This window comes from Streptomyces sp. NPDC003077 (assembly GCF_040611095.1).
Taxonomy (GTDB): Bacteria; Actinomycetota; Actinomycetes; order Streptomycetales; family Streptomycetaceae; genus Streptomyces.
Map to the genome: position 1 here is coordinate 74,866 of NZ_JBEXNM010000010.1, position 25,034 is coordinate 99,899.

Here is a 25,034-nt window from a genome sequence, read left to right on the forward strand (position 1 = left end):
CCGTGACCTCCGTTCCGTCACTCGAAGTGTGCGGCCAGCAACACCACGTCCTCGCGTGACTCCGGATCCACCAGCCCCCGCGGAAGCAGCGTCCGCAGCATGTGGTCCACGATCGCCTCCGGGTCGCGGCGCGCGGCCCTGGGCAGCTGGGCCGCCGCGGCGTGCAGCCGGACGAACGCGCGGTCCATGGGGTCGCCGGTGCGGTGCAGCAGCCCGTCGCTGTACAGCAGCAGCGTCTCGCCCGGGGCCGGCTCCACCCGCACGCTCGGCGCCTCCCAGCACGCGAGCATCCCCAGCGGCGCGGACAGCGAGGTCTCCACGAACTCCGTACGGCGCTCCCCGACCAGCAGCGGCGGGCAGTGCCCCGCCCCGGCCAGCACCACCCCGCGCGCGGCCGGGCCGGCGGTGCCGCGGGCGGTCGCCACCGAGTACGAGGCGGCCGGATGGTCCGCGGGCCCGGCGGTACCCGGCGGCCCCCACGGCGCCTCGGCGAAGGCGAACAGGGCGGTGGCGCTGCGCGCCGGTTCCGTCAGCCGCAGCAGCAGCTCCAGGTCGGAGAGGACCGCCACCGGGTCCTCGCCCTCCATCACCGCGTACGCGCGCAGGGACGCCCGCAGCCGCCCCATGGCGGCCACCACGCCGGCGCCCGAGCCGGTCACCGAGCCGACGGCCAGCCCGAGGGCGCCGTCCGGCAGCGGCAGCGCGTCGTACCAGTCGCCGCCGCCGAGCGGCCCCGCGCTGTGCCGGACGGCCAGCCGGACGCCCGGCACGCGGGGCAGCCGTCGGGGCAGCAACTCCTCGCGCAGGGTGGTGACGGTGCGCCGCTGGCGGTGCAACTCCAAAAGACGGGCCAGGTGTTCGGCGGCGTAGGAGCGGTAGAGGCCCACGAGGTGGCGCTGCCGTTCGGTGGGCTGGGCCGGCTCGTCGTAGAGCCAGACCGCCGCGGCGGTACGGCCGATGGGGGCGGCGGCGAGCGGCACGGCGTAGCTGGCGGCGTACCCGAGGCGGGCGGCGACCTCGCGCAGCCGCGGGTCCAGATCCGGCTCGGCGGGGATGTCGGGGCGGGCGAGCGGCCCGTCCGCGCCTTCGCTGTGCCGTTCGTCTCTGTCGCGCCGTTCGTCTCTGTCGCGCGGTTGGTCTCTGTCGTGCCGCTCGTCTTCGCCGTGCCGCTCGCCGCGGGCGTCCGGGGGGCCCGGGGGCTGCGGTGGGCCGTCCAGGAGGCGGCCGTAGGACAGGGCGCGGCGCGGCACGGTCTCGATGTGGCCGATGTCGGCGGGCCCGAGGCCCAGGCCCACGGTGGTGTCCGGACCGAGCCCGTCGGCCGGTTCGAGGACGGCCAGGCCGCGGCGGGCGCCGACGAGGCAGGCGCCGCCCCGCAGCAGTTCGTGGAGCGCGTCGTCGAGGGTGCGGGTGCGGGCGAGGCGCTCGGTCAGGTCGTGCAGGGTGCTGAGGTCGGAGATCCAGCCGGCCAGCCGGTCGTGGACGGCGGAGGGCGGCCCGGCGGGAGGCGGTCCGGCGCCGGGGGATTCCGCAGTGTGCGTCGGAGCGGGGAGAGTGGGTTCGATTCCGGCCACTTTCGGCGGGTGGGGTGCACTCATGTCCGAGGGCTTACGTAGTGCCCGGCAATGTCCCAGGTCAGCCCGTGGGGAGGCGCGTCGTACGGAGAGGATCGCGGCGTTTCGTCCGGTGCTGCCACGCGGCCCGGCCACCTGCGCATTCTCCTCAACAGCATCGCAAACCCCCATATCATGCCGCTCCGCTATGAATGCCTCCACATGTACACGCAACGGTGATGTGATGTCCAGCATTGTGCTGGTGGGGTTTGTGGTGTCAGTGGTGCGGAGCTTTTGGCCGGAAAATGGCCCACGGGACGTCAAACAGCGGTCCACTGACGGCGATCGACAACGCGTCATCACCACCATGGCGGGTACGTAACCCAAAGGATGCGGGCGGGAGCGCACGAACGGGGTGCGGGCCGGAGGGGGCCGCACCAGGAACTCTTCGACCGGCACGGGCGTCTTACTCGTCGACGACCGGGCCGCACCTCCAAGTGGCGGAATCGCACTACGGGAAGGCAAGCGCCCCGCGTGCGCCACCCCGCGCCACGTTCCACGCTCGGTGTTCGGCGTGATGCGCTGCTCTGTACACGTGGCGACGCGAGCTTCGCGTGGCGCGATGGGCCATCCGTGCCATCGACCGCCACACAGCGGGATGAACCGGCATGTAGTTGCGATGGACTGCGATGGACACAGCCCTCGGCGTTAACGGAAAGGAACGAGCGCTCATGCGCGAGATCCTCGGAAGGCGACGCAAGCTCCTGTTCCGGCGCGGTGGAAAGTCGGCCCTCCTCGGCGCGGCGCTGCACTGCGCCGTCGAGTGGCAGTGGCCCGTCCTTCCGGGGGTGGGCCTCCAAGGCGCCGGCCGGCCATCGGACGGCGCCCGGCGGGAGAGCACCCGGCGGGAGAGCACCCGGCAGGCGAACGGCTGGCCCGGGCGCGCGGCCCGGGCGTGCGGCTGCCCCGACCCCGACTGCGTGGTGCCCGGCGCGCACCCCTTCGACCCCGGCCTCCTGGCGGCGACGACCGACCAGCGGATGGTGCGCTGGTGGTGGACCAACCGGCCGGACGCCTCCATCGTGTTGGCCACCGGCGGCCGGGCACCCTGCGCGGTCAGCCTGCCCGCCGTCGCCGGGGCGCGGGCGCTGGCGGCACTGGACCACTTCGGCGTCCGCCTCGGCCCGGTCGTCGCCACGCCCACCCGCTGGTCGTTGCTGGTGGCGCCGTACACCCTCGGCGAGTTGGGCGAACTGCTGCACTCCCGTGAGCAGGTCCCCAGCTCGCTGCGCTTCCACGGCGAGGGCGGCTACCTGGCGCTGCCGCCGTCACAGATCGGCCTCGGCCGGGTGCGCTGGGAACGTCCGCCGGCCCCCCGGTCCGCGGCGCCCTGGCTGCCGCGTGTGGAGACGGTCGTGGACGCGTTGGTGACGGCGAGCGTCAGCGCGCCGGAGGGCGGCAGCCGACTGGCGTACTGAGGGGTCGGCGGCGGTCGGTGCTCGGTGCTGCTTGCGGTGGCCGGTGATCGCGGCGAACGGCGGCTGCGGCGAACGGCTCGGGAGCGCGTTCGGCGCGGGGCCGGCCGGTGGCGGCGGGGGGCGGCTGGTGGCGGGGGCGGCTGGCGTGCTGACGTCCGGGATGGCCCGTAGGGGGCGGCCGGGGACCGGGACGACCCGTAGGGGTCGGCCGGGGTCCGGGATTGCCCTTACGGGGAGGGGGAGGGTGGGGTTTTCCCGTACGGGGGTGGACCGCGTCCGTACGGGGGTGGCCTGCGTCCGTACGGGGATGGTCCGCGTCCGTACGGGGATGGTCCGTGTCCGTACGGGAGCGGGAAGGGTCACGGGCCGCCGGAGGGCTCGGACTGCCGGACGACCGGGGTGCGCACCTTCAGGGGCCCCTGCCGGGTGTCCGAGGTGGGCGTGGCAACCCGCCGGCCATTTGTATTCGTACGGACGAACGGTGGTTCGCCCGTGCGGGTGTCAGTGTTCCGGAAGCCGGGCAATCGGGTGTCCGGGCCACGGTAACGGCGGTCGCCGACCGATATGTTCGCCTCACCATCCTGTCGGCGGACCCGCCGACGGACCTGCCGGTGGACACGGCGTCGGCCGAACCATCGTCCCGGCCGGTCCTCCGTACCGGAATCCCTAGTGGGGTCTCATGGAGCGTGCGCCGAACCTCCGCATGATCGCGCTCGCGAGCACGGTCGCGCTCGCCGCCGCGCTGCCGCTGGCCGCCGCGACCGCCGGACCGACCGATGCCGGGCGCCGTGCCTCGGTCGCGGCGCACTCCTCGTCACCCCACGCGGGCCGGTCCGCCACCCGCCCGGACACCGCGGACCAAGGCGCCCGCGGCGCGTCCCCCGACACCGCGTCCCCCGCCGACCGGCCGCCGACGCCCGACGCCCCGGAAACCGCCTCCCCCGCCGCGGGCGACGTGCTCCCCGGACTCGGCCTCGGAGCCGCGGACCCCGGCCGGCACACCGCCGAATGCGGTCCCGAACTGTCCTCCCCGCAGGGCGTCAAGGCGCAGACCTGCGTCCTTTCCCGCAGCGACCGCACCTGGGCGCGGACGTACTACCGCAACACGTCGGGGCAGCCGCTGCGCGCCGTCCTGACCCTGATGCGGCCGGACGGCGGGACCGTCCAGGTGCACTGCGAACTGTCCCCCCGGGACGAGCCGGGGACGTGCGAGACGCCGCGCGAGCCCACGATCCGGGCGCGGGCCGACGAGGGCACGCGAGGTGAGACGGCGGCGGAGGGTTCCGAGGCGGGGCGGCTGTCGTATGACGCGGTGGCGGAGCTGTCCGACCTCGACGGGGAGCGGCTGTGGCTGCGCTCCGGCAGCAACACGACGCCGCCCGCACTCGGCGCGGGGTAGCCGGGGCGGTGGCCGGTGCGGGGTGGTCGGCGTGGGTCGGCCTCTGCCGGAGCGGTGCGTGGGGCTTGCCGGGCCGTCGCGGTTGGCGGTGTGGCCCGCCGCTGGGACGGCCCGGACGTGCGGACCCCGCTGGGACGCGGGTACTTCTCGAACTCGTTGGTCCGAACCAATAAAGGCTGAATAAGGGCGCTGTGAGGCCTCGTTCGCTCTGCCGTCCGCGTTTTGGCGGCCCGCCCAGAGGCCGGAGAACAGTCCGGGTCACCTGATGCGGGAGCTGGGGAGCGGCTCACCCGTCCGGCGCAGCGCGGAGAGCCCGGTCGAGGCCACCAGGCGCGGACCCGGGGCGGGGGAAGTGCGCCGGGCGGGGTTTTCGAGCGCCGCGCGTTCTTCGCACGCGTCCCCGGTACGGGTTCCCGTAAGGCTCGTCCCGGAAGGGTGCCGCCCGTAGGGGGCGGTGGCGGTGCGCCGGGGGCGGTTCCTCGAACGGAAGCCTGACGGGGAAGCCCGTACGGTTCTTCCCGTACGGGCGGCGGGCCGGCCTCGTCCCGTAGGGGAGGCGCGGGGGCACAAGCCCGACGGACCTGACGGAGCGCTGCCCGCGAGTGTCGCCGGTGGGGAAGAAGAGGAGATCGGCCGGGCCGGACGGCGGCGGGCCGTATACGGGCGACGGGGCCGGTATATGGAAGCGCCCGGTCGCTGGCGACGGGGGATGCACCAGCGACCGGGCTCCTAGAACGGTAACAAGAGATTGGCCGTTCGCAAATTCGATCGTGGAATTCCGGACGCCTATTTGCGGTGCGGGGCCGGGAGTTGTGACAGGTGTCACCAGTGCGCGCCCGGCGTCCGCCGCCCCGACAGGCGCTCGTACACGGGCGGCGGCGCCCCGGCGGACGGGCGATCCGGGGCCGGAATCCGACCCCGGGCGCCCGTCGTCAGCTGAGCGTCACCTGGCGGTTGGTGAGCCCGCCCCGGGCGCGTCGCTCCTCGGCGGTCAGCGGAGCCTCCTCCCCGAGCGCGGCGGCCAGCCGCTCGGCGAACTCCGTCGCGGGCTTGACCACTTCCTGGGCGCCCAGGTCCGAGGGCAGGTCCCAGACCGGAACGACCAGCCCGTGCGCCCGGAAGGAGCCGACCAGGCGGGTGCCCTCGCCGAGCGAGGAGGTGCCGGCCGCGTGCAGGCGGGCGAGGGCGTCCAGCAGCTTTTCCTCGGGGTGGTCCATGACCCAGCGCAGGTGGTTCTTCTCGGGGGCCTGGCACCAGTACGCGCCCGGCAGCCCGGCCAGCGGCGCGGTCGGGATGGCCGCGGCGTTCGCCCGCTCCAGGGAGGCGGCGACCTCGCCCGTGGCGTTCTCGGCGTTCTCCACCCAGAACTCGAAGCCGCTGTGCACGGTCGGCTCGAACGGCGCGTCCAGGTCCAGCAGGTCCTGGAGCCGGGGCCCGTCGAGCGAGGAGCGCTCGGCGGCGACCGGGGTGCCGGGTTCGGCCACCAGCGCCCGTCGCAGGGTGTCCGCGAGGTCGCGGCTGAGGTCGCCGGAGGAGGTGTCGTTCTGCAGGCCGAGCAGGACGGCGCCGTTGTCGCGGCGGAGCGCGGGCCAGGCCATGGGCAGGACGGTCGCCAGCGTCACCGAGGGGACGCCCTCGGGCAGGCCGCCCTTGAGGGTCAGCTCGGCGGTCGCGGCGGGAACGAGTTCGCGCAGGGCCACCCAGTCGCACTCGCCGGGCAGGCCCTCGAAGGGCCGGTGCACCAGCTCGGTCGCGGCGTGCGCGGCGGTCCGGCCGTGGCAGGCCTTGTAGCGGCGGCCCGAGCCGCACGGGCAGGGCTCCCGGGCGCCGACGACGGGTACCTCGCCGTCCGTGATCTGCGGGGCTGCGGCCTTGGTCTGGGGACGGCGCTTCTTGGCCATGGCGAGGGTGTCTCCTGGTAGGTCCTGGGCACGCGGACGCGTTGGGCGCGAGCCTAGCCCGATCCGCCGCGCACGCGGAGCGCGCCGCCGGGAGCCCGCCTGGGTGCCGCGCGCGGGTGTGACCGTCGGGTCCGCGACCGGCCCCGGATCCGGGGCCTGGCTCCGTCATGAGGGCGGAGCCAGGGGACACGGGGAACCGGGAGCAGGGGCGGCCGGGGCGCCGGGGCGGGCCCGGCACCGCGGACGGCCGGGGCGCCGGGGCGGGCCCGGCACCGCGGACGATCGGATCAGGGCGGGCCGTGCGCCGCACCGAGGGCGGGCGCTCGTCCGCTCACGCCGGTTCGTCCAGTTACGCCGGTTCGTCCAGTTGCGCCGGTTCGTCCAGGTCGGCGAAGGCCAGGTCCGGGGACAGGGCGGGGGCGAGACCGGGTGGCAGCGCGGTGCCGTTGGTCCGGTGCGGCGTCCGGTCCCCGCGTGCGGCGTAGGCGTCCGGCAGGGCGAGGACCGCCCAGACGGTCACCTCGCCCGGCTCCTCGTCCCGCACCCCCCAGTCCTTGGCCAGCGTCCGGATGATGGCCAGCCCCCGGCCGCCGTGGGCGGTGATGGAGGGCGTGGCGGGCTGCGGACGGGTCGGGCCGCCCCCGTCGGTGACCGAGATCGTCAGTTGTCTATGCGCGTCAACCCGCCACGCGGCCCAGACGGCATCGGGTTCCGCCGTCCCCGGCGCGCCCGTCTCCGGGGCGTCCCCTACGGGCTGCGCGACGGCGGCTCCCCCTAGGGGGCCGGGTCCCAGGGCGGCTCCCGGGCCGTCTCCGACGACTGCCCCTACGGGTTCCGGGCTGACGCTCATCCGCCCCGCCGCCTCCGGCGCGGCCCGTAGGGAATTCGGTCCCGGACGCGCGTCGTCCGGGACGGCGTGCATCAGGCCGCGTACGCCGGCTCTTGCCACGCCGTTGCTCGTGTTGCCCCCCTGCGCTCCGCCGTCGGCTGCCGCGGAACGTCCGTCCGGAAAGGGCCCGGGGGCCGTCCTGGATTGCCTCGCGTCCGCGCCCAGTACACAAACCGGTCGGGCATGACGAAAGGAATTGCTCAGCAATTCGGAAAGAATGAGGACCGCGTCGTCGACGACTGTGTCCTGAACCCCACTTGTCAGCAGTTCTGCCCGCATGCGCCGTCGTGCCGCGCCCACGCCCTCCGGACCATGGGGTACGGCCATGATCGACGACGTCGGCACCTCCTGTGCCACCACCAACGCCACCCCCGAGACCTCCTTTGCCCCACGCCACGGGATGAATGCCCCAATGGACTGGACCGGAAACCGGCCAATCCTCGCGTAGTGACGCACTCGGAACGATCAAATACGTGCCGAATGCGCCGGTGCACTCCCTGTAATGGTCTTCAGTGTGCGCGAAGCTGGTTAAGTACCTTTTTCGGGCGATTAGTAATGATTGCGTCTACTCCCAGCCGTTGGCACAAGGCGACATCCGCCTCATCGTTCACGGTCCAGACGTGCACCTGGTGCCCGGCCTTGTGGGCCTTGGCGACGTACTCGGGATGGGCGCGCAGAATCCGGACACCGGGGCCGGCGATGCGGACCCCGGTCGGAAGCCGGCCGTCGCGGTAACGAGGGGTGAGGAACTGCATCAGATAGACACCGGGAATGTCCGGAGCCGCCGCCCTTACGCGATACAGCGAACGGGCCGAGAAACTCATGACCCGCACGGCCGGTGGCGCATCGGCGGCGGATTTCGTGTGGCCGAATCTCGCCAGTAGGTCGACCAGCCGTTCCTCGACCTGGCCCGCCCAGCGAGTGGGGTGCTTGGTCTCGATCGCCAGCTCGACGCGGCGGCCGGCGTCCGCGACGAGCTCCAGGAGCCGCTCCAGCGTCAGGACGGACGTCCGCTCCGGGTCCTCGTGCTGGCGGTCGGGGGCCTCCGCGTCCTCGTCCCCCTTCCAGGAGCCGAAGTCCAGGGCCGCCAGATCGGCCAGTTCCAGGGCGGAGACGGCGCCGCGCCCGTTGGAGGTGCGGTTGACCCGGCGATCGTGGACGCACACGAGATGCCCGTCGGCGGTGAGCCGCACATCGCATTCCAACGCGTCCGCCCCGTCCTCGATCGCCTTGCGGTAGGCGGCCAGGGTGTGCTCCGGGGCGTCCTCGGACGCGCCGCGATGGGCGACGACGGAAATGGCGGGTGTCCCGTCGGGGACGGCCCGGTGTGCGGTGGTCATCGCGTCATCGTGCCACCGCTCGCGCCCGCGCACCCTTTGTGGGACATGTCGTACGGGGTGCCGGGCCGGGCAGGGCCGGGCCGCGGCGTGCCGTGCCGGGAGCCGTGCGGCGCCGTTCGCCGGGGTGCTCGCGCGGGGAGCGCCTTACGGGACGGGGCCTGGCGCTCCGGTATCTGGGCCCGTTTGGAAGCCCTCTAGGGGCGTCGGCTCCGGAAGCCTTTTACGGGGCGTCGGGGCTCCGGGAAGCCCCTTACGGGACCTCCGGGGCCGTCTCCACCAAGGGCCCCTACGGGATGTCCCTGTGGGGGCGAACCCCTCCGGGGAATCTCCGTCGGGGCAAACCCCTCCGGGGAATCTCCGTCAGGGCGTACCCCTCCGGGGAATCCCTGTCGGGGCGAACCCCTCCGGGTCGTCGTCCCTTGCCTTCCGCGCGGGTCCGGGCGAGCGTGGGCAGTGGCGCGGTCACGGTCGGGCGGATGTGCCGGTCACCACCTGGTGCGGCTTGTCACCGGATGCGTCGCTTTTGTCCGGCATAAAGGATGAGGGGACAGTCATAGCCTCGGCTTACGGTGCTCTGACGCGCCGTGGGAAAGGCTGACCATGTCGCCATCCGTGCCCGGAGCCCGGGCCCGCACCGTGACCGTGGGGGCCGGGCAGCACGAGGGCCGGCACCGTCGTACAGCTGGAGGAGAGAGCCGTGAGCACCGAGAACGAGGGCGCCGCCGTCCCGCAGGAGGCCAAGCCGCCGGCGGCGCCCCCGGTGCCGGACCGCGCACCCGAGTCCGGCGCCCCCACTCCGCCCGCCCCGCCCGCCGCACCCCCGGCACCCGGCCCCGCGCCGACGGCGCCGGACCCCGCACCGGCCCCTGCGGCGGGCCCCGCCCCCTCCGACGCCGGCCACGGGGCCGCAGGCACCGGCCATGAGGCCCCGAGCGCCGCCCATGGGGCCCCCGGCGCCGCATCGGGAGCCCCCGGGGAGCCCCACCCGGCACCCGGCGCACCCCACGGCGGCCACCCGTCCGGCGGAACGCCCCCCGGTCAGCAGGGCTGGGGCCCGGCCCACCCCGAGAGCGGGGCCCCCGCCGCACCGCCCGTCCCGCCCCCGTACGGAACGGCGGGCCACGGAGCGTCCGGCGGCTGGGGCGGCCCCACCCCGCCGCCCGGCTACGGCGGCGACGTGTGGGGAGCGCCCGGCGCGCCCGCCCCCCGGCGCAAGGGCCGCGGCGGCCTGGTCGCCGCCGTGCTGGTGGCCGCGCTGGTGGCGGGCGGCGTCGGCGGTGGCATCGGTTTCTGGGCGGCGGGGCGCAGCGACGCCTCCTCCACCACCGTCAGCGCCTCCGGCGACCCCGAGGCGCTCAACCGCAAGCCGACCTCGGTCGCCGGCATAGCGCAGAAGGCCCTGCCCAGCGTCGTGACGATCGAGGCCCAGGGCTCCGGCGGCGACGGCGGCACCGGCACCGGCTTCGTCTACGACAAGCAGGGCCACATCCTCACCAACAACCACGTCGTCGCCAGCGCCGCCGACGGCGGCCGGCTGACCGCGACGTTCTCCAACGGCAAGAAGTACGATGCCGAGGTCGTGGGCCGGGCGCAGGGCTACGACGTCGCCGTCATCAAGCTCAAGGACGCCTCGGACGCGCACCTCGCCCCGCTCCCCCTGGGCAAGTCCGCGAACGTGCAGGTCGGCGACGCCACGATCGCGATCGGCGCCCCCTTCGGGCTGTCCGGAACGGTCACGACCGGCATCGTCAGCGCCAAGAACCGGCCGGTGGCCTCCAGTGACGGCGGCGGCAGCGGCGCCTCCTACATGAGCGCGCTGCAGACGGACGCCTCCATCAACCCCGGCAACTCCGGCGGCCCGCTGATGGACGCCAGCGGCAACGTCATCGGCATCAACTCCGCGATCCAGTCGGCGGGCAACGGCGGCGGTTTCGGCGGCGAGAGCGGCCAGTCCGGCAGCATCGGCCTCGGCTTCGCCATCCCCATCGACCAGGCCCGGCGGGTCGCGGTCGACCTGATCAAGACCGGTCAGCCGGTCTATCCGCAGATCGGCGTACAGGTCGGCATGCGGGACACCGGGCAGGGCGCGACGATCGCCCAGTCCGGGAACGACGGTTCCGAGCCCGTCACCCAGGGCGGCCCGGCCGACAAGGCGGGCCTCAAGCCCGGCGACACCATCGTCAAGCTGGACGACACCGTGATCGACAGCGGTCCGACGCTGATCAGCGAGATCTGGCAGCACCGGCCGGGCGACCGGGTGACCCTGACGTACAAGCGCGGCGGCAAGGAGCACACGGCACAGGTCACCCTGGGCCAGCGCACGGGTGACAGCTGACGCGCTAGTCTGATCCTCGCGCCACCGCCGAGCGGCGGCGCGAGGAGGCTTGCCCGAGCGGCCTAAGGGAACAGTCTTGAAAACTGTCGTGGCGGCAACGTCACCGTGGGTTCAAATCCCACAGCCTCCGCCAGGGCCGTAGGCCGAGAGGAAGGGCGTCCGGGGTATCCCGGGCGCCCTTCCTTCTTGTGTGCCGGTGTTTCCGGGGGCGGGGCGGTGATGGCCCTTCCGGGCGTGGTGGTGTGGCCCGCGCGAGTCCGTGTCCGGTGTCTTGGGGGAGCCGGGGCCCGAGCCTGGGGCTGGGGAACGGGCGGGGGACGGGCCGGGCGTCTCGGAAGGCGGCCCCGGCCGCCCGGAGACCGGCTGCCGTCCGATCCGACCCGGCTGCCCGGAGACCGGCTGCCGTCCGATCCGACCCGGCTGCCCGGAGACCGGCTGCCGTCCGATCCGACCCGGCCGCCCGGAGCCGGGCGCCTGAGACCGTCTCCACCTCTATGGCGCGCTGTCCCGTGGACGGAAGCAGTTGCCCGCGGTTCGCCATGGCAAATGGCCGACGGCGCGGTGTCCCGGTAAGGGGAGTGCGGGACGGCGGCGGGGGCCTGGGTGCCCGGGGTGCGGCGGACCGACCGCGTTCGGGGTGGTGGGGTGGAGGGCCCCGGAGCGCTCTTGTCGCCCTGCGGGGGTGGGGACTTGGGCGGGGCGAGCCCTTAGGGGATGGGGCGGAGCCCGTAGGGAGATCGTCCTGAGGGTGCGGGCGGACGGTGGCGGCGGGTGGAGCGGTCGTGGGCGGGCGCCGGAGGCGGAACACTTCGTGGCGGTGCTTGATCATGAACGGGATCCGGTGGGTGCCAACGAGGCGCGCGGGGGGCGAGGGATGTTCGCTCGAAAGATGTTTACAGGCAATTATTCATACTTACGAGGGAAAGCCGGTTCTGCACGATATCGGCATGGTTTGGGCGGGCATCTTTCATTTCGCGACGTCGTGAAGCCACTGCAGGAACGATTGGCCAACTGTCCTGCGACCCCCAGCAGTTCTCACACACCACAGCGGTGTGTTCCGTAGGAGGAAAGACATGGCAAGCATCCGTACCGCCCGAGTCGCCGCCGCCCTGGCGGCGCTGCCTCTCGCGGCGGCCTGCTTCACCGGCGTGGCTCAGGCCGACAACGGCGGCTACGCGGACGACCTGTCGAACGCGGTGACGTCAGCCCTGAAGGACTCCGGCGTCGGAGACGACAACATCGGCAACAACGAGACCACGCAGCAGGTCGCCAACGGGCCAGGTGCGAAGAACACCCACACGTCCGCCAACGCCGCCGACAACAGCAGCGCTTACGTCGACCAGAGCAAGTGGGAGATCAACTTCACCCAGGTCTCGGTGGACAACGACTGACACCCCGGCGAACAGGCTCTGAACCCGGGAGGTTCAGGTGCCGACCTTTACGGCGAGAGGGTTCCTGGCGGTTGGTCAGGGATCCTCTTCGCCGTGCGAGCCGGTCCGTTTCCCGTAGGGGTGTTTCGTCTCCTGTGGTGCGCTTGGGGACGCGGAGACCTTGTGGGTCTGGTGGGTCTTGTGGGCCGCGCCAGTAGGGGACTTGGGGGCTGCCCGTAGGGGGCTTGTCCCGTAGGGGATGTCTCTCGGTCCTTCCGTAGGTGTTGTCCCGTACGGGGATATGCCGCCGGATGGCCTAGGGGGCGGGGCCTGGGTGCTCTCGGCCCGGCCTCATGGGGCGGCTGGGGTACGGGGTCACTGATTCCGTTTCGGGCCCAGCTTCTGTCGCCGCTTCTGGTCCGGCTTCGTTCCTGGCCCGCGAGCCCGGCCCGCGAGCCCGGCCCCTGATGCGGGGGTGCCGGTAGCTCTCCCTTTGGTTCCTCGACCACCCGTCGCTCCCTGGAGGTGTCCAGCCGGTCGATCCCACCGATCCCACCAACACCCACTCGGCTCCGCATCAGCGCAGAGGACAGGTTCTCCCAGGGCATTCCATCGGTTCTGCCTGCGGGCAGACGGCTGAAAGCGCCCGGGTGCGGGCGTGTCCGCCCCGTTTCGTGCCCGTATGGCGCTTTCACTCGCCGTATGCGATCGACAAAGCGGATGATCCCAACGGGCCTGTTGCTGGCCACCGTCCTGATCGCGCTGACGGCCGCGACCGGGCCCGGCGCCACGGCGTCGACGGTGGAGCGACGTCCGGACGGTCCGGGGCGGGGATACGCACCGGCGACCGGCCACAGCCCCATGCCAGAGGGGCGAGCCGGGCCTGCGCGCGGGCCGAACGCCATGGACGGCGGGCCGAACGCAATGGACGGCGGGGAGGACAGGGCTCGTTCGCGTTCCGTGGCGAGCCTGCCGTCCACTGTGCCGATGGCCCCGGCGTTCTCCGGCGCGGGTCTCCTGGCCCGTACACAGCCCACGGATGCGGGAGGCAGGGCGCGGCCCACGGATGTCGCGATCCGCGCGCCTTCCGAGCGTTCCGTGCCTTCCGTGCCTTCCGTGCCTTCCACTGTCCGTACGCAGGCCATCCGCACGCAGGCCGTCCGTACGCAAGCCATGGGGCCCGCAGGGCCAGGGGGCTCAGGCCTCACCCCTCGTACGCGTATGACGACGGCTTCCCATATGGAGCCCGACGCCCTCCCGGTCGCCGCTCCCCGCGCCGCCGACCCGGGGGACGGGCCGGATACGTCCGACTCCCTGTTCTCGCGGCTCCCGTTCCTGTTCTCCGGGCACACCGATCCCACCGGCCTGCTCAACCTCACCGGCCTCACCGGGCGACCACCCCGCCCTGATCGCCCCGCCCCCACCACGAACCAACCGACGCAGCCGGACCAAACAAGCCAACCGAGCCAAACGAGCCCGACGAACCCCACCCCACCCCCCACCTACCCACCCCCCTCCCAGCCGACGGCCACTCCTCCGCCCTCCCAGCCCACGCCCACGCCCCAGCCCCTCCAGCCGACGACGGACCAACGGACGCCGAGGGTCTTCGACGGCTGGGCCCTGGACACCTGCAACGCGCCGTCACAGGAGACGCTGCGCGCCTGGCAGGACGCCAAGTACCGGGCCATCGGCGTCTACTTCGGCGGGCGCGGCCGGTACTGCCGGCAGCAGCCCAACCTCACCCCCGACTGGCTGCGGGCCACGGACCGCCTGGGCTGGGGCGTGCTGCCCGTCTACGTCGGCTCGCAGCCGCCCTGCGTCGTCGGGAAGCACCGGCGGCGGTTCACGATCGGGGACCACCCCTGGGAGCAGGGTGTCGCCGAGGGGCGGGACGCGGTGCGCAGCGCGCGGCGGCTCGGCATCGCCCCGGTCAGCCCGCTTTACCTGGACATCGAGGCGTACCGGCCGGGCGCCACCGCCTGCGGCCGTACGACGCTGCGCTACATCCGGGCGTGGAGCCGCGAGGTGCGCCGGCACGGCTATCTGGCCGGGTTCTACGGCAGTACGGGTTCGGGGGTGCGCCAGGTGGACCGGGCCCGGGCGGCCGGGGTGCCGGATCTGCCGACGGTGATGTGGTTCGCGCGCTGGTCCGGGCGGCCGGCCCTGTACGGCGAGGCGGCGCTGTCCCGTCGCGCCTGGCACCCGCATCGGCGTATCCACCAGTACGCGGGCAACGTCCGGGAGACGCACGGCGGGCACGCCCTGAAGATCGACCGCAACAGGGTGGACGCCCCGGTGGCGTGGATCAGATAGCGGCGGGCACCCACCGGGGCGGACGCGGAGGGGGCCACCGGGGCACCTGGCCTCATGACCGTCCCGGTCCCCGCCGTCCTCGTCCTCGTCCCTGTCCTCGTCAGCGCAAGGCATCAGTGCAAGGCGTCACCGCAAGGCATCACCGGGAGGCGGCACCGCAAGGCAACTCGTCCCGCTCAGTCCCGCTCGGCCCCCGTCGGCGCCGAACCGCCGGACGACTGACCGAAAGGCTGCCGGACAACCGCCCGAAAGACCGGCGGACGACCACCCCAAAGACCGCCGGACGACCGCCCGAAAGACCGACGTAAGACCCTGAGCCCGGTGACCGCCCCGTACGTCCTGAGAAGGTGCAGCAAGCCCTACCCCTACAACCTGAGACGGATGCATGGTCGGCACTTCGGGCCGATCCGTGGTGGTGCCTCTCGCTTCTAGCGTTGGCACATGACCACGCCAGTGTGCACAAGCGCCGCGACGGCTGCTGTGTTCCCGTCGTTCTCGTCGTACGTACGGGCCCGGGGCCCCGTGTTGCTGCGGGCCGCCCGCTCGCTCACCGCGAACCCGAACGACGCCGAGGACCTGCTGCAGACCGCACTGGCGAAGACGTTCGTGGCGTGGGAGCGCATCGAGGACCAGCGGGCGCTGGACGGCTATGTGCGCCGCGCCCTGGTGAACACGCGCACGTCGCAGTGGCGCAAGCGCAAGGTCGACGAGTACCCCTGCGACGAACTCCCCGAGCCGGACCCGACCCCGGCCCCGGACCCGGCCGAGTCCCAGGCGCTGCGCGACGCGATGTGGCGCGCCGTCCTGCGGCTGCCCGACCGCCAGCGGGCCATGGTCGTCCTGCGGTACTACGAGGACCTGAGCGAGGCCCAGACCGCCGAGGTGCTGAACGTCTCGATCGGCACGGTCAAGAGCGCCGTCTCCCGGGCCCTGGCCAAGCTGCGCGAGGACCCGGAGCTGTCCGTGGCGGCGTGACGGAACGAGAGCCGGGTCCCCGAAAACCTCTGGTCAGGGCCATCGGCCCAGAACACTCCTGAAGCGGTCGCCACCGGCTGCCCTTGTTGACGGGCCTAGTGACATACCCCCGGTACGTCAGCAGAATCGGCGGCACATTACTGGCACGTAACCAGTCCTTCGGGAGGCCCCTGGTGCTGAGCACGATGCAGGACGTACCGCTGACAGTGACCCGCATCCTGGAGCACGGAGCCCGGGTGCACGGCGGGGCGGTCGTCACCACCTGGACCGGGGAGCCCGAGCCACACCGCCGCACCTTCGCCGAGATCGGCGCCCGCGCCGCGCGACTCGCGCACGCGCTGCGCGAGCTGGGCGTGCGCGAGGGGAGTGCGACCGGGTCACTGATGTGGAACAACGCCGAGCACCTGGAGGCGTACCTGGCGGTGCCCGCCATGGGCGCGGTGCTGCACACCCTCAACCTCCGGCTCCCGGCCGAGCAACTGGCCTGGATCGTCCGGCACGCGCAGGACCGGGTCATCCTCGTCAACGGCACGCTGCTGCCGCTGCTCGCGCCGCTGCTGCCCCACCTGCCGGACGTGGAGCACGTCGTGGTGGCGGGGCCGGGGGACCGTTCCGTGCTGGCAGGCTGTCGCGCGCAGGTACACGAGTACGAGGCGCTGCTCGACGGGCGTCCGGAGCAGTACGCGTGGCCCGAACTGGACGAACGGGCCGGGGCGATGCTCTGTTACACCTCAGGGACGACCGGCGACCCCAAAGGCGTGGTCTACAGCCACCGTTCGATCTACCTGCACTGCCTCCAGGTCAACAGCGCCGAGGCGTTCGCGCTCTCCCCTAGGGACACGGCGCTCCCCGTGGTGCCGATGTTCCACGTCAACGCCTGGGGGCTGCCGCACGCCGCCTTCATGTCGGGCGCGTCACTGCTGATGCCCGACCGGTTCCTCCAGCCCGCACCGCTCGCCGACATGATCGAGAGCGTGCGGCCCACCGTCGCGGCGGCAGTGCCGACCATCTGGCAGGGCCTGCTCGGGGAGCTGGACGCGACCGAGCGGGACGTCTCCAGCCTCGGCACCGCCGTCATCGGGGGCGCCGCCTGCCCGCCGTCGCTCATGCGGGCGTTCGAGGAACGGCACGGCATCCGCGTCGTCCACGCCTGGGGCATGACGGAGACCTCCCCGCTGGGCTCGGTCTCGCACCCGCCCGCCGGAGTCAGCGACGAGGAGGAGTGGGCCTACCGGGCCACCCAAGGGCGCTTTCCCTGCTCGGTCGAGGCGCGCATCGTCGGCCCGGACGGTACGGCGCTGCCCTGGGACGGACGGTCCGCGGGCGAACTGGAGGTACGCGGCCCGTGGATCGCGGGCGCCTACTACGGCGGGCCCGAGGACGCCGCGCTCCGCCCAGAGGACAAGTTCAGCCCGGACGGCTGGCTGCGCACCGGGGACGTCGGCACCATCACGCCCGACGGCTTCCTGACGCTTACCGACCGGGTCAAAGACGTCATCAAGTCGGGCGGCGAATGGATCTCGTCCTTGGAGTTGGAGAACCACCTGATGGCGCACCCGGACGTCGCGGAGGCCGCCGTGGTGGCCGTGCCCGACGAGAAGTGGGGCGAGCGCCCGCTGGCGGCCGTGGTGCTGCGCGAGGGCGCGCGGCCGGCCTTCGCGGACCTTCGCTCCTTCCTGGCCGAACGGGTCGCGCGCTGGCAGCTCCCGGAACGGTGGACGGCGATCCCGGCGGTGCCGAAGACGAGCGTCGGCAAGTTCGACAAGAAGGTCCTGCGGGGGCAGTACGCCGAAGGGGAGCTGGAGGTGACGCGGGTGGAGTGAGGGGGCCTGCGGGGGATGCCGGCCGATGCCGGGGGCCGAGAGGCTGACGACGTTCTGAGGGGGAGTGGTGGACAGTGTCTACGGTCTGGCGCGCCTTCTGGAACGCCTGGAGGCGCGCCGATGACGGGGGCGGGGTAGACAGCGTCTACGGGCGACCGGGCCGCCTGGAGGCGCGCTGCAGATGGGGGCGGTAGACGGCGTCTACGGGCGACCGCGCCGCCTGGAGGTGCGTCGGCGACCGGGGCGTAGACGATGTCTACGGCTCACCGCACTGCCTAGGGGCGCGCTGAAGGTGGGGGTGTGGCTGGGCGTGTCCATGGCTGGCCGCACCCTCTGGAGGCGCGTCGGCGACGGGGCGGTGGACAGTGTCTACAGGCGACCGCGCCGCCTGGAGGCGCGTCGGCGACCGGGTGGTGGACAGTGTCTACGGCCGACCACACCCCCTGGAGACGCGTCGGCGACGGGGGCCATAGACAGTGTCTATGGCCCACCGCATCCCCCAAGAACGCGCCGACGACAGGACCCGCCCGTAGCCTTCGGGCCGCTGAGGCGCCCCCTCGGGCCGTCGTCGGGTACCCCGGGCAGCCCGAAGGGCACCGCAGGCCGTCGAGGGCACCTCCGGCCGACAAAGGGCTCCCTCAGTTCGTCCCGATCTTGGCGAGCAGGTCCACGATCCGCGACTGCACGTCCGCGCTGGTCGAGCGCTCCGCCAGGAACAGCACCGTCTCGCCGGAGGCCAGCCGAGGCAGCTGGGCCGGGTCCAGGTCGGCCGAGGTGTAGACGACGAGCGGGGTGCGGTTGAGCAGGCCGTTGGCGCGTAGCCAGTCCACGATCCCGGCCCGGCGGCGGCGTACCTGCGTCAGGTCCATCACCACCAGGTTGGGGCGCGTCTGCGCGGCCGGCGCGATGGCGTCGGCGTCCGAGGCCGCCCGCGCGACCTGCATCCCGCGCCGCTCCAGCGACGTGGTCAGCGCGCCCGCGATGGCGTCGTTCTCCTCGATCAGCAGCACCCGGGGCGGGTGCACCTCGCTGTCGCGCGGTGCGAGCGCCTTGAGCAGCACGGCCGGATCGGCGCCGTACGCCGCCTCTCTGGTCGCCTGGCCGAGACCGGCCGTGACCAGTACGGGGACCTCGGCCGCGACCGCCGCCTCCCGCAGGGACTGGAGCGCCTTACGGGTGATCGGCCCGGTCAGCGGGTCGACGAACAGCGCCGCCGGGTACGCGGCGATCTGCGCGTCCACCTCCTCGCGGGAGTTGACGATCACGGGACGGTAGCCGCGGTCGTTCAGCGCCTGCTCGGTGGAGGGGTCCGGGGCGGGCCAGACGAGCAGGCGCCGCGGGTTGTCCAGCGGCTCCGGCGGCAGTTCGTCGTCCATCGGCAGCGGCTGGCGGTCGGTGACCTCCACCGCTCCGTTCGGCCCGTCCAGCAACTCCGGCCCCTCGCTGCCCTCGTCCGGCGCGGAGATGGCGTACGCGCGCCCCTCCGGCGAACCGAGCAGGTGCGGCGGCGCGGGCGTGGGGGGCACGGCGGGCGCGGGGGCCTGCGGCCGGGGCTCGGCGTCGGCCGGCGCCGTACGGTCCGGCTCCGGCGGCGTGGCGAGCTTCCGCCGCCGCCCGGAACCGGCCGCCGGGACGCCCGGCGCCCCACCGGGCGGGGTCGGGCCGCCCGGAGCCGGGGGCTGCCGCTGGTCGGTGAGCTGCTGGGCGAACGGCACGCCCTGCCCGAGCGTGCGCACGCTGAAGGCCCTGCCGTGCGAGTGACCCGCGGCGGGGCCGCCCTCCTCCGGGGCGGCCGGTGCCTGCGGCGGCTGGGGGAGGGCTTCCGCGGGGCTGGGTCGGCCACGGCGTCGCCCGGTGGGGGCGGGGACGGTTCCCTCGGGGGCGCCCAGGGTTCCCGGGGCGCCGGGGACGACCTCGGCGGCGGGGGGACGGCCGTGCGCCGCCTGGCCACCGACACCGTTGTCCGCACGCCCGGCGTCGACGACGCTCGCGTCGGGAGCGGGAGCGGGAACAGGTGCGGGAGCGTCGCCGACGGGGTTGCCGACGCTCTGCCCGTTGCCGACGTTCTCGCCGGAGGGCTGCGCCTGCGGTAGGTGAGTGCCGGAGGGGTGCGTCTGCGGTACGTGGCTGCCGGAGGACCGCGCCTCATCGGGGCGGGCGTCCGCAGGCTCGGCCTGGGGCCCGGGCTTCGGCGTGGCCGCGGCCGGGTACGCCACCAGGCCCTCCGGGCCCGCGACGAACGTGCCCGTGGACTCCGAGTCGGCCATCGCCGCCGCCGCGCGCTCCTCGGCCGCGGCCCTACGGGCGCGTCGGCGACCGGTCGGCTCGGGCTCGGCGGACCAGCTCGGGGCGAGCGCCGCGCCGTCGTTCGCCTGCCGCTGGGCACCGATGTGACGCGCGTCGGGGTGGGCGCCCTCGGGCGGTTCCTGGACGCCCGGGCCGGTGGCCACCGGCCGACGGGCCCGGCGGCGACCGGTACCGGCGGCGCCGGACGCCTGCGCGGGCAACTGGTCGGAGACCGTCGGCAGCGCGGGACGCGCCTGCGGCCCCTGGCCCACGGAATGGGCCTGCGCCCCCTGATCCGCGGAACGGGCCTGCGGCCCCTGGTCGGCGGCGGCGGGCGGCAGCGCGAACGCGGCCCGCCCGCCGACGGGTGCCGAGGCGTGCTCCGGCGCGGGCGCGTCCGCCGGCCAGTCCTGCGCCGGGAGCGGGCCCGACGGCTGGAGCCGGTCCTGCGGGGAGGACGGCCCGCCTTGGGCAGGGAAGGGCGCGGACTGCCGTTCCATCTGGCCCGGGAACTGGGAGGGAGGCTGGAACTGTGCCGAGGAGGACGCCTCGGGCAGGCCGGGCACCGACCGCTCGGCCGTGTCCGCGAGCGCCCTACGGGCACGTCGGCCGGTGGGCTGGGGCGCCGACCCGGCCACGGCACCCTGTCCCGCGTCACCGGGCCCGGCGGGCAGCGCGGGCAGCGCCCCGTCCGGCTCGGCCTCGGGCCGCGCCCGCCGCCGCCCTGTGGGCGCAACGGTCTCGGCGCCGGTCGGCGGCGCGGCCGGGACGCCGTCAGGGGCCGGGTGGGTTTCGGGTGCGGGGCCGGTGGGACCGGCGTGGGTGCCGGCACCCGGACGCACGTCGACCGCAGGTCGGCCGTCGGCCGCCTGCTGGTGGGCGATGTCCGCGCGCCCGTGCGCACCCGGCCGGTCACCGGCGCCTTGCGGGGCGACGGCGCTCGGCCGACTGGTGACGCCGGGGTGGTTGTCACCGCTGCCGGGGGCAGGCTGGTTGCCGGAGCCGGGCTGACGGCCGGGACCGGACTGGTTGCCGGAGCCGGACTGGTTGCCGCCGCCCGGCTCGACGACTACGGGCGCGCCCGGCTGTCCGGCGACGCCTGCCTGTCCGCCGACGCCCGCCTGACGGCCGTCACCTGCGGGCCCTGAGACGTGCGGGCCAGCACCGACGCCCGGCTGTCCGCCGATGCCCGGTTGCCCGTTGCCCGTCTGCCCTGCGCCGCCCGTCTGCCCGCCGTTGGACGGCTGACCGGCAGCGCCAGGCCGGGTGCCCAGGGCGGCCCCGGCCACCTCCCCGTTTCCGTACGAAGTCGCCGCGGACGGCCCCCCGGCTCGCGGCGCCTGACGAGCCCCCGGCACCTGACCACCGCTCCCACCAGGAACGGCCCCACCAGGAACGGCCCCACCAGGAACGGCCCCGCCAGGCCCCGTCACACCAGGACCGGCGCTCCCCGGCCCGGTCGACCCAGGAACCCCCGGATCAGGAACACCCGGACCACCCGCGGCACCCGGCGCCCCCAAAGCGCGCCGAGACGTCCGGGCAGCACCCTGAACGCCAGCACCCGCAGAATCCGCACCGCCCGGCGCCGTCCCCGGGCCAGAAACCGCCCCCGGCCCAGAAACCGTCCCCGGCCCGGAGACCGCCCGACGCCCAGCAGCAGGCCCCTCCCCGCGATCCGCCGCACCCGTACGGGCCCCCGGCACCCGGCCGGCCGCCGTACCCGCGTCCGTACCGCCCTTCCCGGCCGCCGACGAGGAACCCGAGCCACCAGCTCCCCGCCCAGGCCCACCTTGCCCGGCACCAGAGCCACCAGAACCGCCGGAGCCATCAGAACCACCGGTTCCGCCAGAACCACCGGCACTCCCCGAAGCAGAAGCACTGCCGACCCCACTCAAAGCCCCAGCAGCCCCGGTAGCCCCAGCCCCCCCGGAAGCCCCCACCGGACCGGAAGCCCCAGCAGCCCCGCCCTGGCGGGTGCCGCGTGCCCGCTCGCGCGGAGCGGGCATCACCGTCGTCTCGTTCCCGGTCGCCTCGCGCGGCTGCCCGTCGTCCGCGGCGGGACCGGCCGCCGCGCCGACCGGCACCTCCAGGACGTACGCGCTGCCGCCCGCGCCCGGCACCTCGTGCGGCTGGAGCACGCCGCCGTGCCGCCGCACGATGCCGCGCACGATGGGCTGGTGGACCGGGTCGCCCCCACTGTGCGGACCGCGCACCTCGATGCGGACGACCTCGCCGCGCCGCGCCGCCGCGACCACGATCGTCGAATCCCCGGCCGGAGCGCCCTCCGTGCCGCCGGCCGGACCGGAGGCTCGTCCGACCCCGCCGGATGCCTGGCCGGTCGCCCCGGAGGCGGGCCCGGTGGCCCGCCCGGTCGCGTCCACACCCGCCACGTCCGCGATCAGATGTGCCAGCGCCTGGGCGAGCCGCTCAGCGTCCACCTCGACGTCCATCTCGGGCGCGTGCACCGCGAACTGCGCCCGGCCCGGCCCGATCAGCTCGACCGCGCCGTCCACGCCCGCCGCGACCACCGACTCCAGCGATACCTTGGCGCGCCGCAACCGCTCGCCGCCGGCGTCCAGGCGCTGGAAGTCCAGGACGTTGTCGAGCAGCGTCGTCATCCGTCCGTAGCCGGCGGTGAGGTGGCGCAGGATCTGGTTCGCCTCGGGCCAGAGCTGACCCGCAGGGTCGTCCGCGAGCGTGCCGAGTTCGGCCTTCAGCTCCTCCAGCGGCCCGCGCAGCGCGTGGTCCAGCACGGCCAGCAACTGGGCGTGCCGGGCGGCGAGGGCGTCGTACGGGCGGCGGTCGGTGAAGGTCATCACGGCGCCGACGAGCTGGTCGCCGTCGCGCACCGGCGCGGTCGTCAGGTCGACGGCGACCGAGCGGCCGTCCTTGGCCCACAGCGCCTGGTTGCGCACGCGGTGCTTGCGCCCGGACTTGAGGGTGTCCGCGAGCGGCGTCTCGTCCCACGCCAGCGGCGCGCCGTCCGGCCGCGAGTGGTGGATGAGCGGGTGCAGCTTCCGGCCGCCGAGCTCGCTGGCCCGGTAGCCGAGGATCTGCGCGGCGGACGGGTTGACGAGGACGATCCGGCCCTCGGAGTCGACGCCCACCACGCCCTCGGCGGCGGCGCGCAGGATCATCTCCGTCTGCCGCTGCTGGCGGGCGAGTTCGGCCTCGGTGTCCAGCGTGCCGGTCAGGTCCCGCACGACGAGCATCAGCAGCTCGTCGCCGGTGTAGGCGGTGCGGTGGTCGGCGTACGCGGCCTCGAAGGCGGACTCGTACGGGGTGCGGCCGTCCTCCAGGTTGGCGCTGGTGACCTCGACGAGCATCTCCGTGCCGTCGGTGCGCCGGGCGATCATCCGCGTCGGCCTGGTGCCGGGGTCGTCGGCCTCGTCGGGGCGGCGCATCGAACCGGGGATGCGCTTGGAGTCGAACGTCGGCAGCAGGTCGAGGAGTCCGCGGCCCACCAGGGCGGTGCCGGGGGCCTGGAAGGTCTCCAGGGCGATGGAGTTCGCGTTGACGACCGTCCCGTTGCAGTTGACGAGCAACAGGGCGTCGGGGAGGGCGTCGAGTATGGCTGCGAGGCGAGCAGCGCCTCGGGATGGCCTGCTGCTCACGACGACGCTTCCTCCCTGGATACCGCACCTTGCCGACACCGCCGCGGCGGGTCACTGGAAAGGAGTCTACGGGCACCTGATGGGGGCGCGGAGGCGGATGAGGACCAGGTTCGGCCATGGGCCCGCGCTGCCCCCGTGCACCTCTGCGCCCCCATTTCCGCCCTTCCGCCCCACTCCTCGCCCTGCTCCCGGCCTCCTGCTCGTTCGCACCGCGCTCCGTCCCACGCCCCCACGTCTCCTGACGCGGAGACACCTCCGTCCCCCGGGCGTGGCGCGCCGATTCCCGGAGGGCGGACGCGCCGCGAGGGACGGACGCGCCGCGACGGACGGACGCGCCGCGACGGACGGACGCGCCGCGACGGACGGACGCGCCGCCGAGGGCGGATGCGCCGCTGCCGGGGACGGGTGTGCCGTTGCCGGGGACGGGTGTGCCGCGGGTCAGCGCTCGATGGCCGGAATGAAGGGGACGAATCGGTCCCAACGGGCGATCTCGCAGCCGTTCCGCCGCGAGAAGTACGCGTCCACCTGGCGGCCCGCCCATTTCCCGGTGACGTGCGCGGTGGCCGGGCCGCCGTACTGCGACGAGCACTGCGCGTCCGGCGGCACCGGCGCGAAGAGGTCCCGCCCCCACGTCGTGAGCTGGTCCAACCGGTCACAGGCGGCCTGCGCCGTGGGATGCCCTCCCCCGGTGGGGTGGCAGGACAGCCGGTACCTCCCGTCGCCCCCGGGAACGCCGGAACCCGAAACGATGACCGTCAGCCGGTCTCCGTGCTTCTCGCGCGTGTCGGGGGCCAGGTGGGACGTGGGCGGCATGGACGTGTCGTAGCGGTTGCCGGGCGTCGCGACGGCGGCGGAGGAGACGGACGAGCCGCCGGCGGCCGGGGAGGCGACCGGCGCGCCCGCGGTCCGGGCGCCGGGTGACACGGGAGCGGCGCTGCTCGTCCGCGGCGATCCGTATCTGTGCGAGACGGCGGGGGCGGCGGACGAGGCGGCCGACGCGCTCGCCGCCGGTACGGACGGGGCCACCACGCTCGCGACGGTCGCGGCAGCGGTGGCGAGGAGAGCCGGGGCGGAGGGGGAACGGCGGCGGAGGTGCATGGCGGGCTCCTGGAGCGTGACGCGTGACAACGGCTGACCGGACCGCGTACGGAGGCTCGCTCACCGCCGCACGCGCCCCCATCCCGTCCAACGCGCCGGAGCGCGCGGCGTTTCGACCCCTACCGTTCGCTTCTGCGTACGAGCATCCGCCCGGCATCCGGGGGCGCTGCCCGGCTTCCGCCCGGCATCCGGGGTGCCGTCTGCCGTCCGCCCGGCGTCCGGGAGGCGTCGTCCGCCCGGCCCCCGGGAGTGCCGTCCGCCGTCCGCCCGCTGTCCGTCCGGTATCCGGGAGGGATCGCCCAGTCGGTCTCCGGAGGCATCATTCGGCGCCGGTCCGGCGTCCGAAGGCGCTGCCCGCCGTCCGTCCGGTATCCGGGTGGCCGGGCGCCGGAGCGGCGGACGGGCCCGGCGCCACGCGCCCGCGGGAACGCCTTTGCCCGGGTGGCCGCCTGCCTAGTACCGTAGGGGGCGATTGGTGGCGGCACCGTGAGCTGTGCCATCATCTGGTCACGCCGCACGCGTCAGCGCGAGTGGGGTATGGAGGCGTCGCCTAGTCCGGTCTATGGCGCCGCACTGCTAATGCGGTTTGGGTCTTAAAGCCCATCGAGGGTTCAAATCCCTCCGCCTCCGCTTTACCGTTCAGGCCCTGGTCGAATCCGA

At 74.3% G+C, this 25,034-nt stretch carries 13 protein-coding genes, 2 tRNA genes and 1 pseudogene; 9 read left to right on the forward strand and 7 right to left on the reverse strand.

The features are described from left to right. Positions 1 to 17 precede the first annotated feature (17 nt). The gene (locus ABZX96_RS09785) at positions 18 to 1,598 is read right to left on the reverse strand and encodes a PP2C family protein-serine/threonine phosphatase (RefSeq protein WP_355540710.1); all 1,581 of its coding nucleotides are present in this window, start codon (positions 1,596 to 1,598) and stop codon (positions 18 to 20) included. A gap of 686 nt (positions 1,599 to 2,284) precedes the next feature. Here ABZX96_RS09785 and ABZX96_RS09790 point away from each other — a divergent pair. Beyond that, on the forward strand, positions 2,285 to 3,031 hold the full coding sequence (locus ABZX96_RS09790) for a bifunctional DNA primase/polymerase (RefSeq protein WP_355540713.1): 747 nt from the start codon (positions 2,285 to 2,287) through the stop codon (positions 3,029 to 3,031). Between the two features lie 679 nt (positions 3,032 to 3,710). Beyond that, a complete protein-coding gene (locus tag ABZX96_RS09795; RefSeq protein WP_355540716.1) occupies positions 3,711 to 4,430 on the forward strand; it encodes a hypothetical protein in 720 nt (239 codons plus the stop codon). 932 nt (positions 4,431 to 5,362) lie between these two features. Here ABZX96_RS09795 and ABZX96_RS09800 read toward each other — a convergent pair. The 4 genes and pseudogenes from ABZX96_RS09800 to ABZX96_RS09815 form a co-directional block, all read right to left on the reverse strand. After that, positions 5,363 to 6,331 carry a DUF5926 family protein gene (locus ABZX96_RS09800; RefSeq protein WP_355540719.1) on the reverse strand — a complete coding sequence of 323 codons (969 nt, stop codon included), beginning with the start codon at positions 6,329 to 6,331 and terminating at the stop codon, positions 5,363 to 5,365. Positions 6,332 to 6,680: 349 nt separating this feature from the next. Continuing rightward, complete coding sequence (locus ABZX96_RS09805; RefSeq protein ID WP_355540956.1) at positions 6,681 to 7,280, reverse strand: ATP-binding protein; 600 nt, start codon at positions 7,278 to 7,280, stop codon at positions 6,681 to 6,683. Positions 7,281 to 7,391: 111 nt separating this feature from the next. Next, positions 7,392 to 7,676, reverse strand: a pseudogene (locus ABZX96_RS09810) (ATP-binding protein); the annotation flags it as partial. Between the two features lie 53 nt (positions 7,677 to 7,729). Continuing rightward, positions 7,730 to 8,560, reverse strand: coding sequence for a glycerophosphodiester phosphodiesterase (locus ABZX96_RS09815; protein ID WP_355540722.1), 831 nt, complete (start codon positions 8,558 to 8,560; stop codon positions 7,730 to 7,732). 697 nt (positions 8,561 to 9,257) lie between these two features. Here ABZX96_RS09815 and ABZX96_RS09820 point away from each other — a divergent pair. From ABZX96_RS09820 to ABZX96_RS09845, 6 genes are all read left to right on the forward strand, one after another. Further along, positions 9,258 to 10,895, forward strand: coding sequence for a trypsin-like peptidase domain-containing protein (locus ABZX96_RS09820; RefSeq protein ID WP_355540725.1), 1,638 nt, complete (start codon positions 9,258 to 9,260; stop codon positions 10,893 to 10,895). A 43-nt stretch (positions 10,896 to 10,938) separates the two neighbouring features. After that, positions 10,939 to 11,028, forward strand: a tRNA-Ser gene (locus ABZX96_RS09825). Positions 11,029 to 11,968: 940 nt separating this feature from the next. After that, positions 11,969 to 12,286, forward strand: coding sequence for a hypothetical protein (locus ABZX96_RS09830; protein ID WP_355540728.1), 318 nt, complete (start codon positions 11,969 to 11,971; stop codon positions 12,284 to 12,286). Between the two features lie 1,200 nt (positions 12,287 to 13,486). Next, positions 13,487 to 14,578 carry a DUF1906 domain-containing protein gene (locus ABZX96_RS09835; RefSeq protein WP_355540731.1) on the forward strand — a complete coding sequence of 364 codons (1,092 nt, stop codon included), beginning with the start codon at positions 13,487 to 13,489 and terminating at the stop codon, positions 14,576 to 14,578. Between the two features lie 441 nt (positions 14,579 to 15,019). Continuing rightward, positions 15,020 to 15,553 (forward strand): SigE family RNA polymerase sigma factor, encoded by a 534-nt coding sequence (locus ABZX96_RS09840; protein WP_355540734.1) that lies wholly within the window; start codon positions 15,020 to 15,022, stop codon positions 15,551 to 15,553. Positions 15,554 to 15,726: 173 nt separating this feature from the next. Beyond that, a complete protein-coding gene (locus ABZX96_RS09845; RefSeq protein WP_355540737.1) occupies positions 15,727 to 17,376 on the forward strand; it encodes a long-chain fatty acid--CoA ligase in 1,650 nt (549 codons plus the stop codon). A 638-nt stretch (positions 17,377 to 18,014) separates the two neighbouring features. Here the strand turns inward: ABZX96_RS09845 and ABZX96_RS09850 are convergent. Both ABZX96_RS09850 and ABZX96_RS09855 read right to left on the reverse strand, forming a co-directional pair. Then, positions 18,015 to 23,276 carry a PAS domain-containing protein gene (locus tag ABZX96_RS09850; RefSeq protein ID WP_355540739.1) on the reverse strand — a complete coding sequence of 1,754 codons (5,262 nt, stop codon included), beginning with the start codon at positions 23,274 to 23,276 and terminating at the stop codon, positions 18,015 to 18,017. 438 nt (positions 23,277 to 23,714) lie between these two features. Beyond that, the gene (locus ABZX96_RS09855; RefSeq protein WP_355540741.1) at positions 23,715 to 24,374 is read right to left on the reverse strand and encodes an SSI family serine proteinase inhibitor; all 660 of its coding nucleotides are present in this window, start codon (positions 24,372 to 24,374) and stop codon (positions 23,715 to 23,717) included. A 539-nt stretch (positions 24,375 to 24,913) separates the two neighbouring features. On the opposite strand from ABZX96_RS09855, the gene ABZX96_RS09860 reads away from it, so the two are divergent. After that, positions 24,914 to 25,004, forward strand: a tRNA-Ser gene (locus ABZX96_RS09860). Positions 25,005 to 25,034 lie beyond the last annotated feature (30 nt).

Excerpts from the sequence above, each read along its gene's own strand:
- ABZX96_RS09815 (WP_355540722.1), bottom strand. The coding sequence starts at position 8,560 with ATGACCACCGCACACCGGGCCGTCCCCGACGGGACACCCGCCATTTCC.
- ABZX96_RS09830 (WP_355540728.1), top strand. The coding sequence starts at position 11,969 with ATGGCAAGCATCCGTACCGCCCGAGTCGCCGCCGCCCTGGCGGCGCTG.
- ABZX96_RS09835 (WP_355540731.1), top strand. The coding sequence starts at position 13,487 with ATGACGACGGCTTCCCATATGGAGCCCGACGCCCTCCCGGTCGCCGCT.
- ABZX96_RS09855 (WP_355540741.1), bottom strand. The coding sequence starts at position 24,374 with ATGCACCTCCGCCGCCGTTCCCCCTCCGCCCCGGCTCTCCTCGCCACC.
- ABZX96_RS09795 (WP_355540716.1), top strand. The coding sequence starts at position 3,711 with ATGGAGCGTGCGCCGAACCTCCGCATGATCGCGCTCGCGAGCACGGTC.
- ABZX96_RS09800 (WP_355540719.1), bottom strand. The coding sequence starts at position 6,331 with ATGGCCAAGAAGCGCCGTCCCCAGACCAAGGCCGCAGCCCCGCAGATC.
- ABZX96_RS09785 (WP_355540710.1), bottom strand. The coding sequence starts at position 1,598 with ATGAGTGCACCCCACCCGCCGAAAGTGGCCGGAATCGAACCCACTCTC.
- ABZX96_RS09840 (WP_355540734.1), top strand. The coding sequence starts at position 15,020 with ATGACCACGCCAGTGTGCACAAGCGCCGCGACGGCTGCTGTGTTCCCG.
- ABZX96_RS09790 (WP_355540713.1), top strand. The coding sequence starts at position 2,285 with ATGCGCGAGATCCTCGGAAGGCGACGCAAGCTCCTGTTCCGGCGCGGT.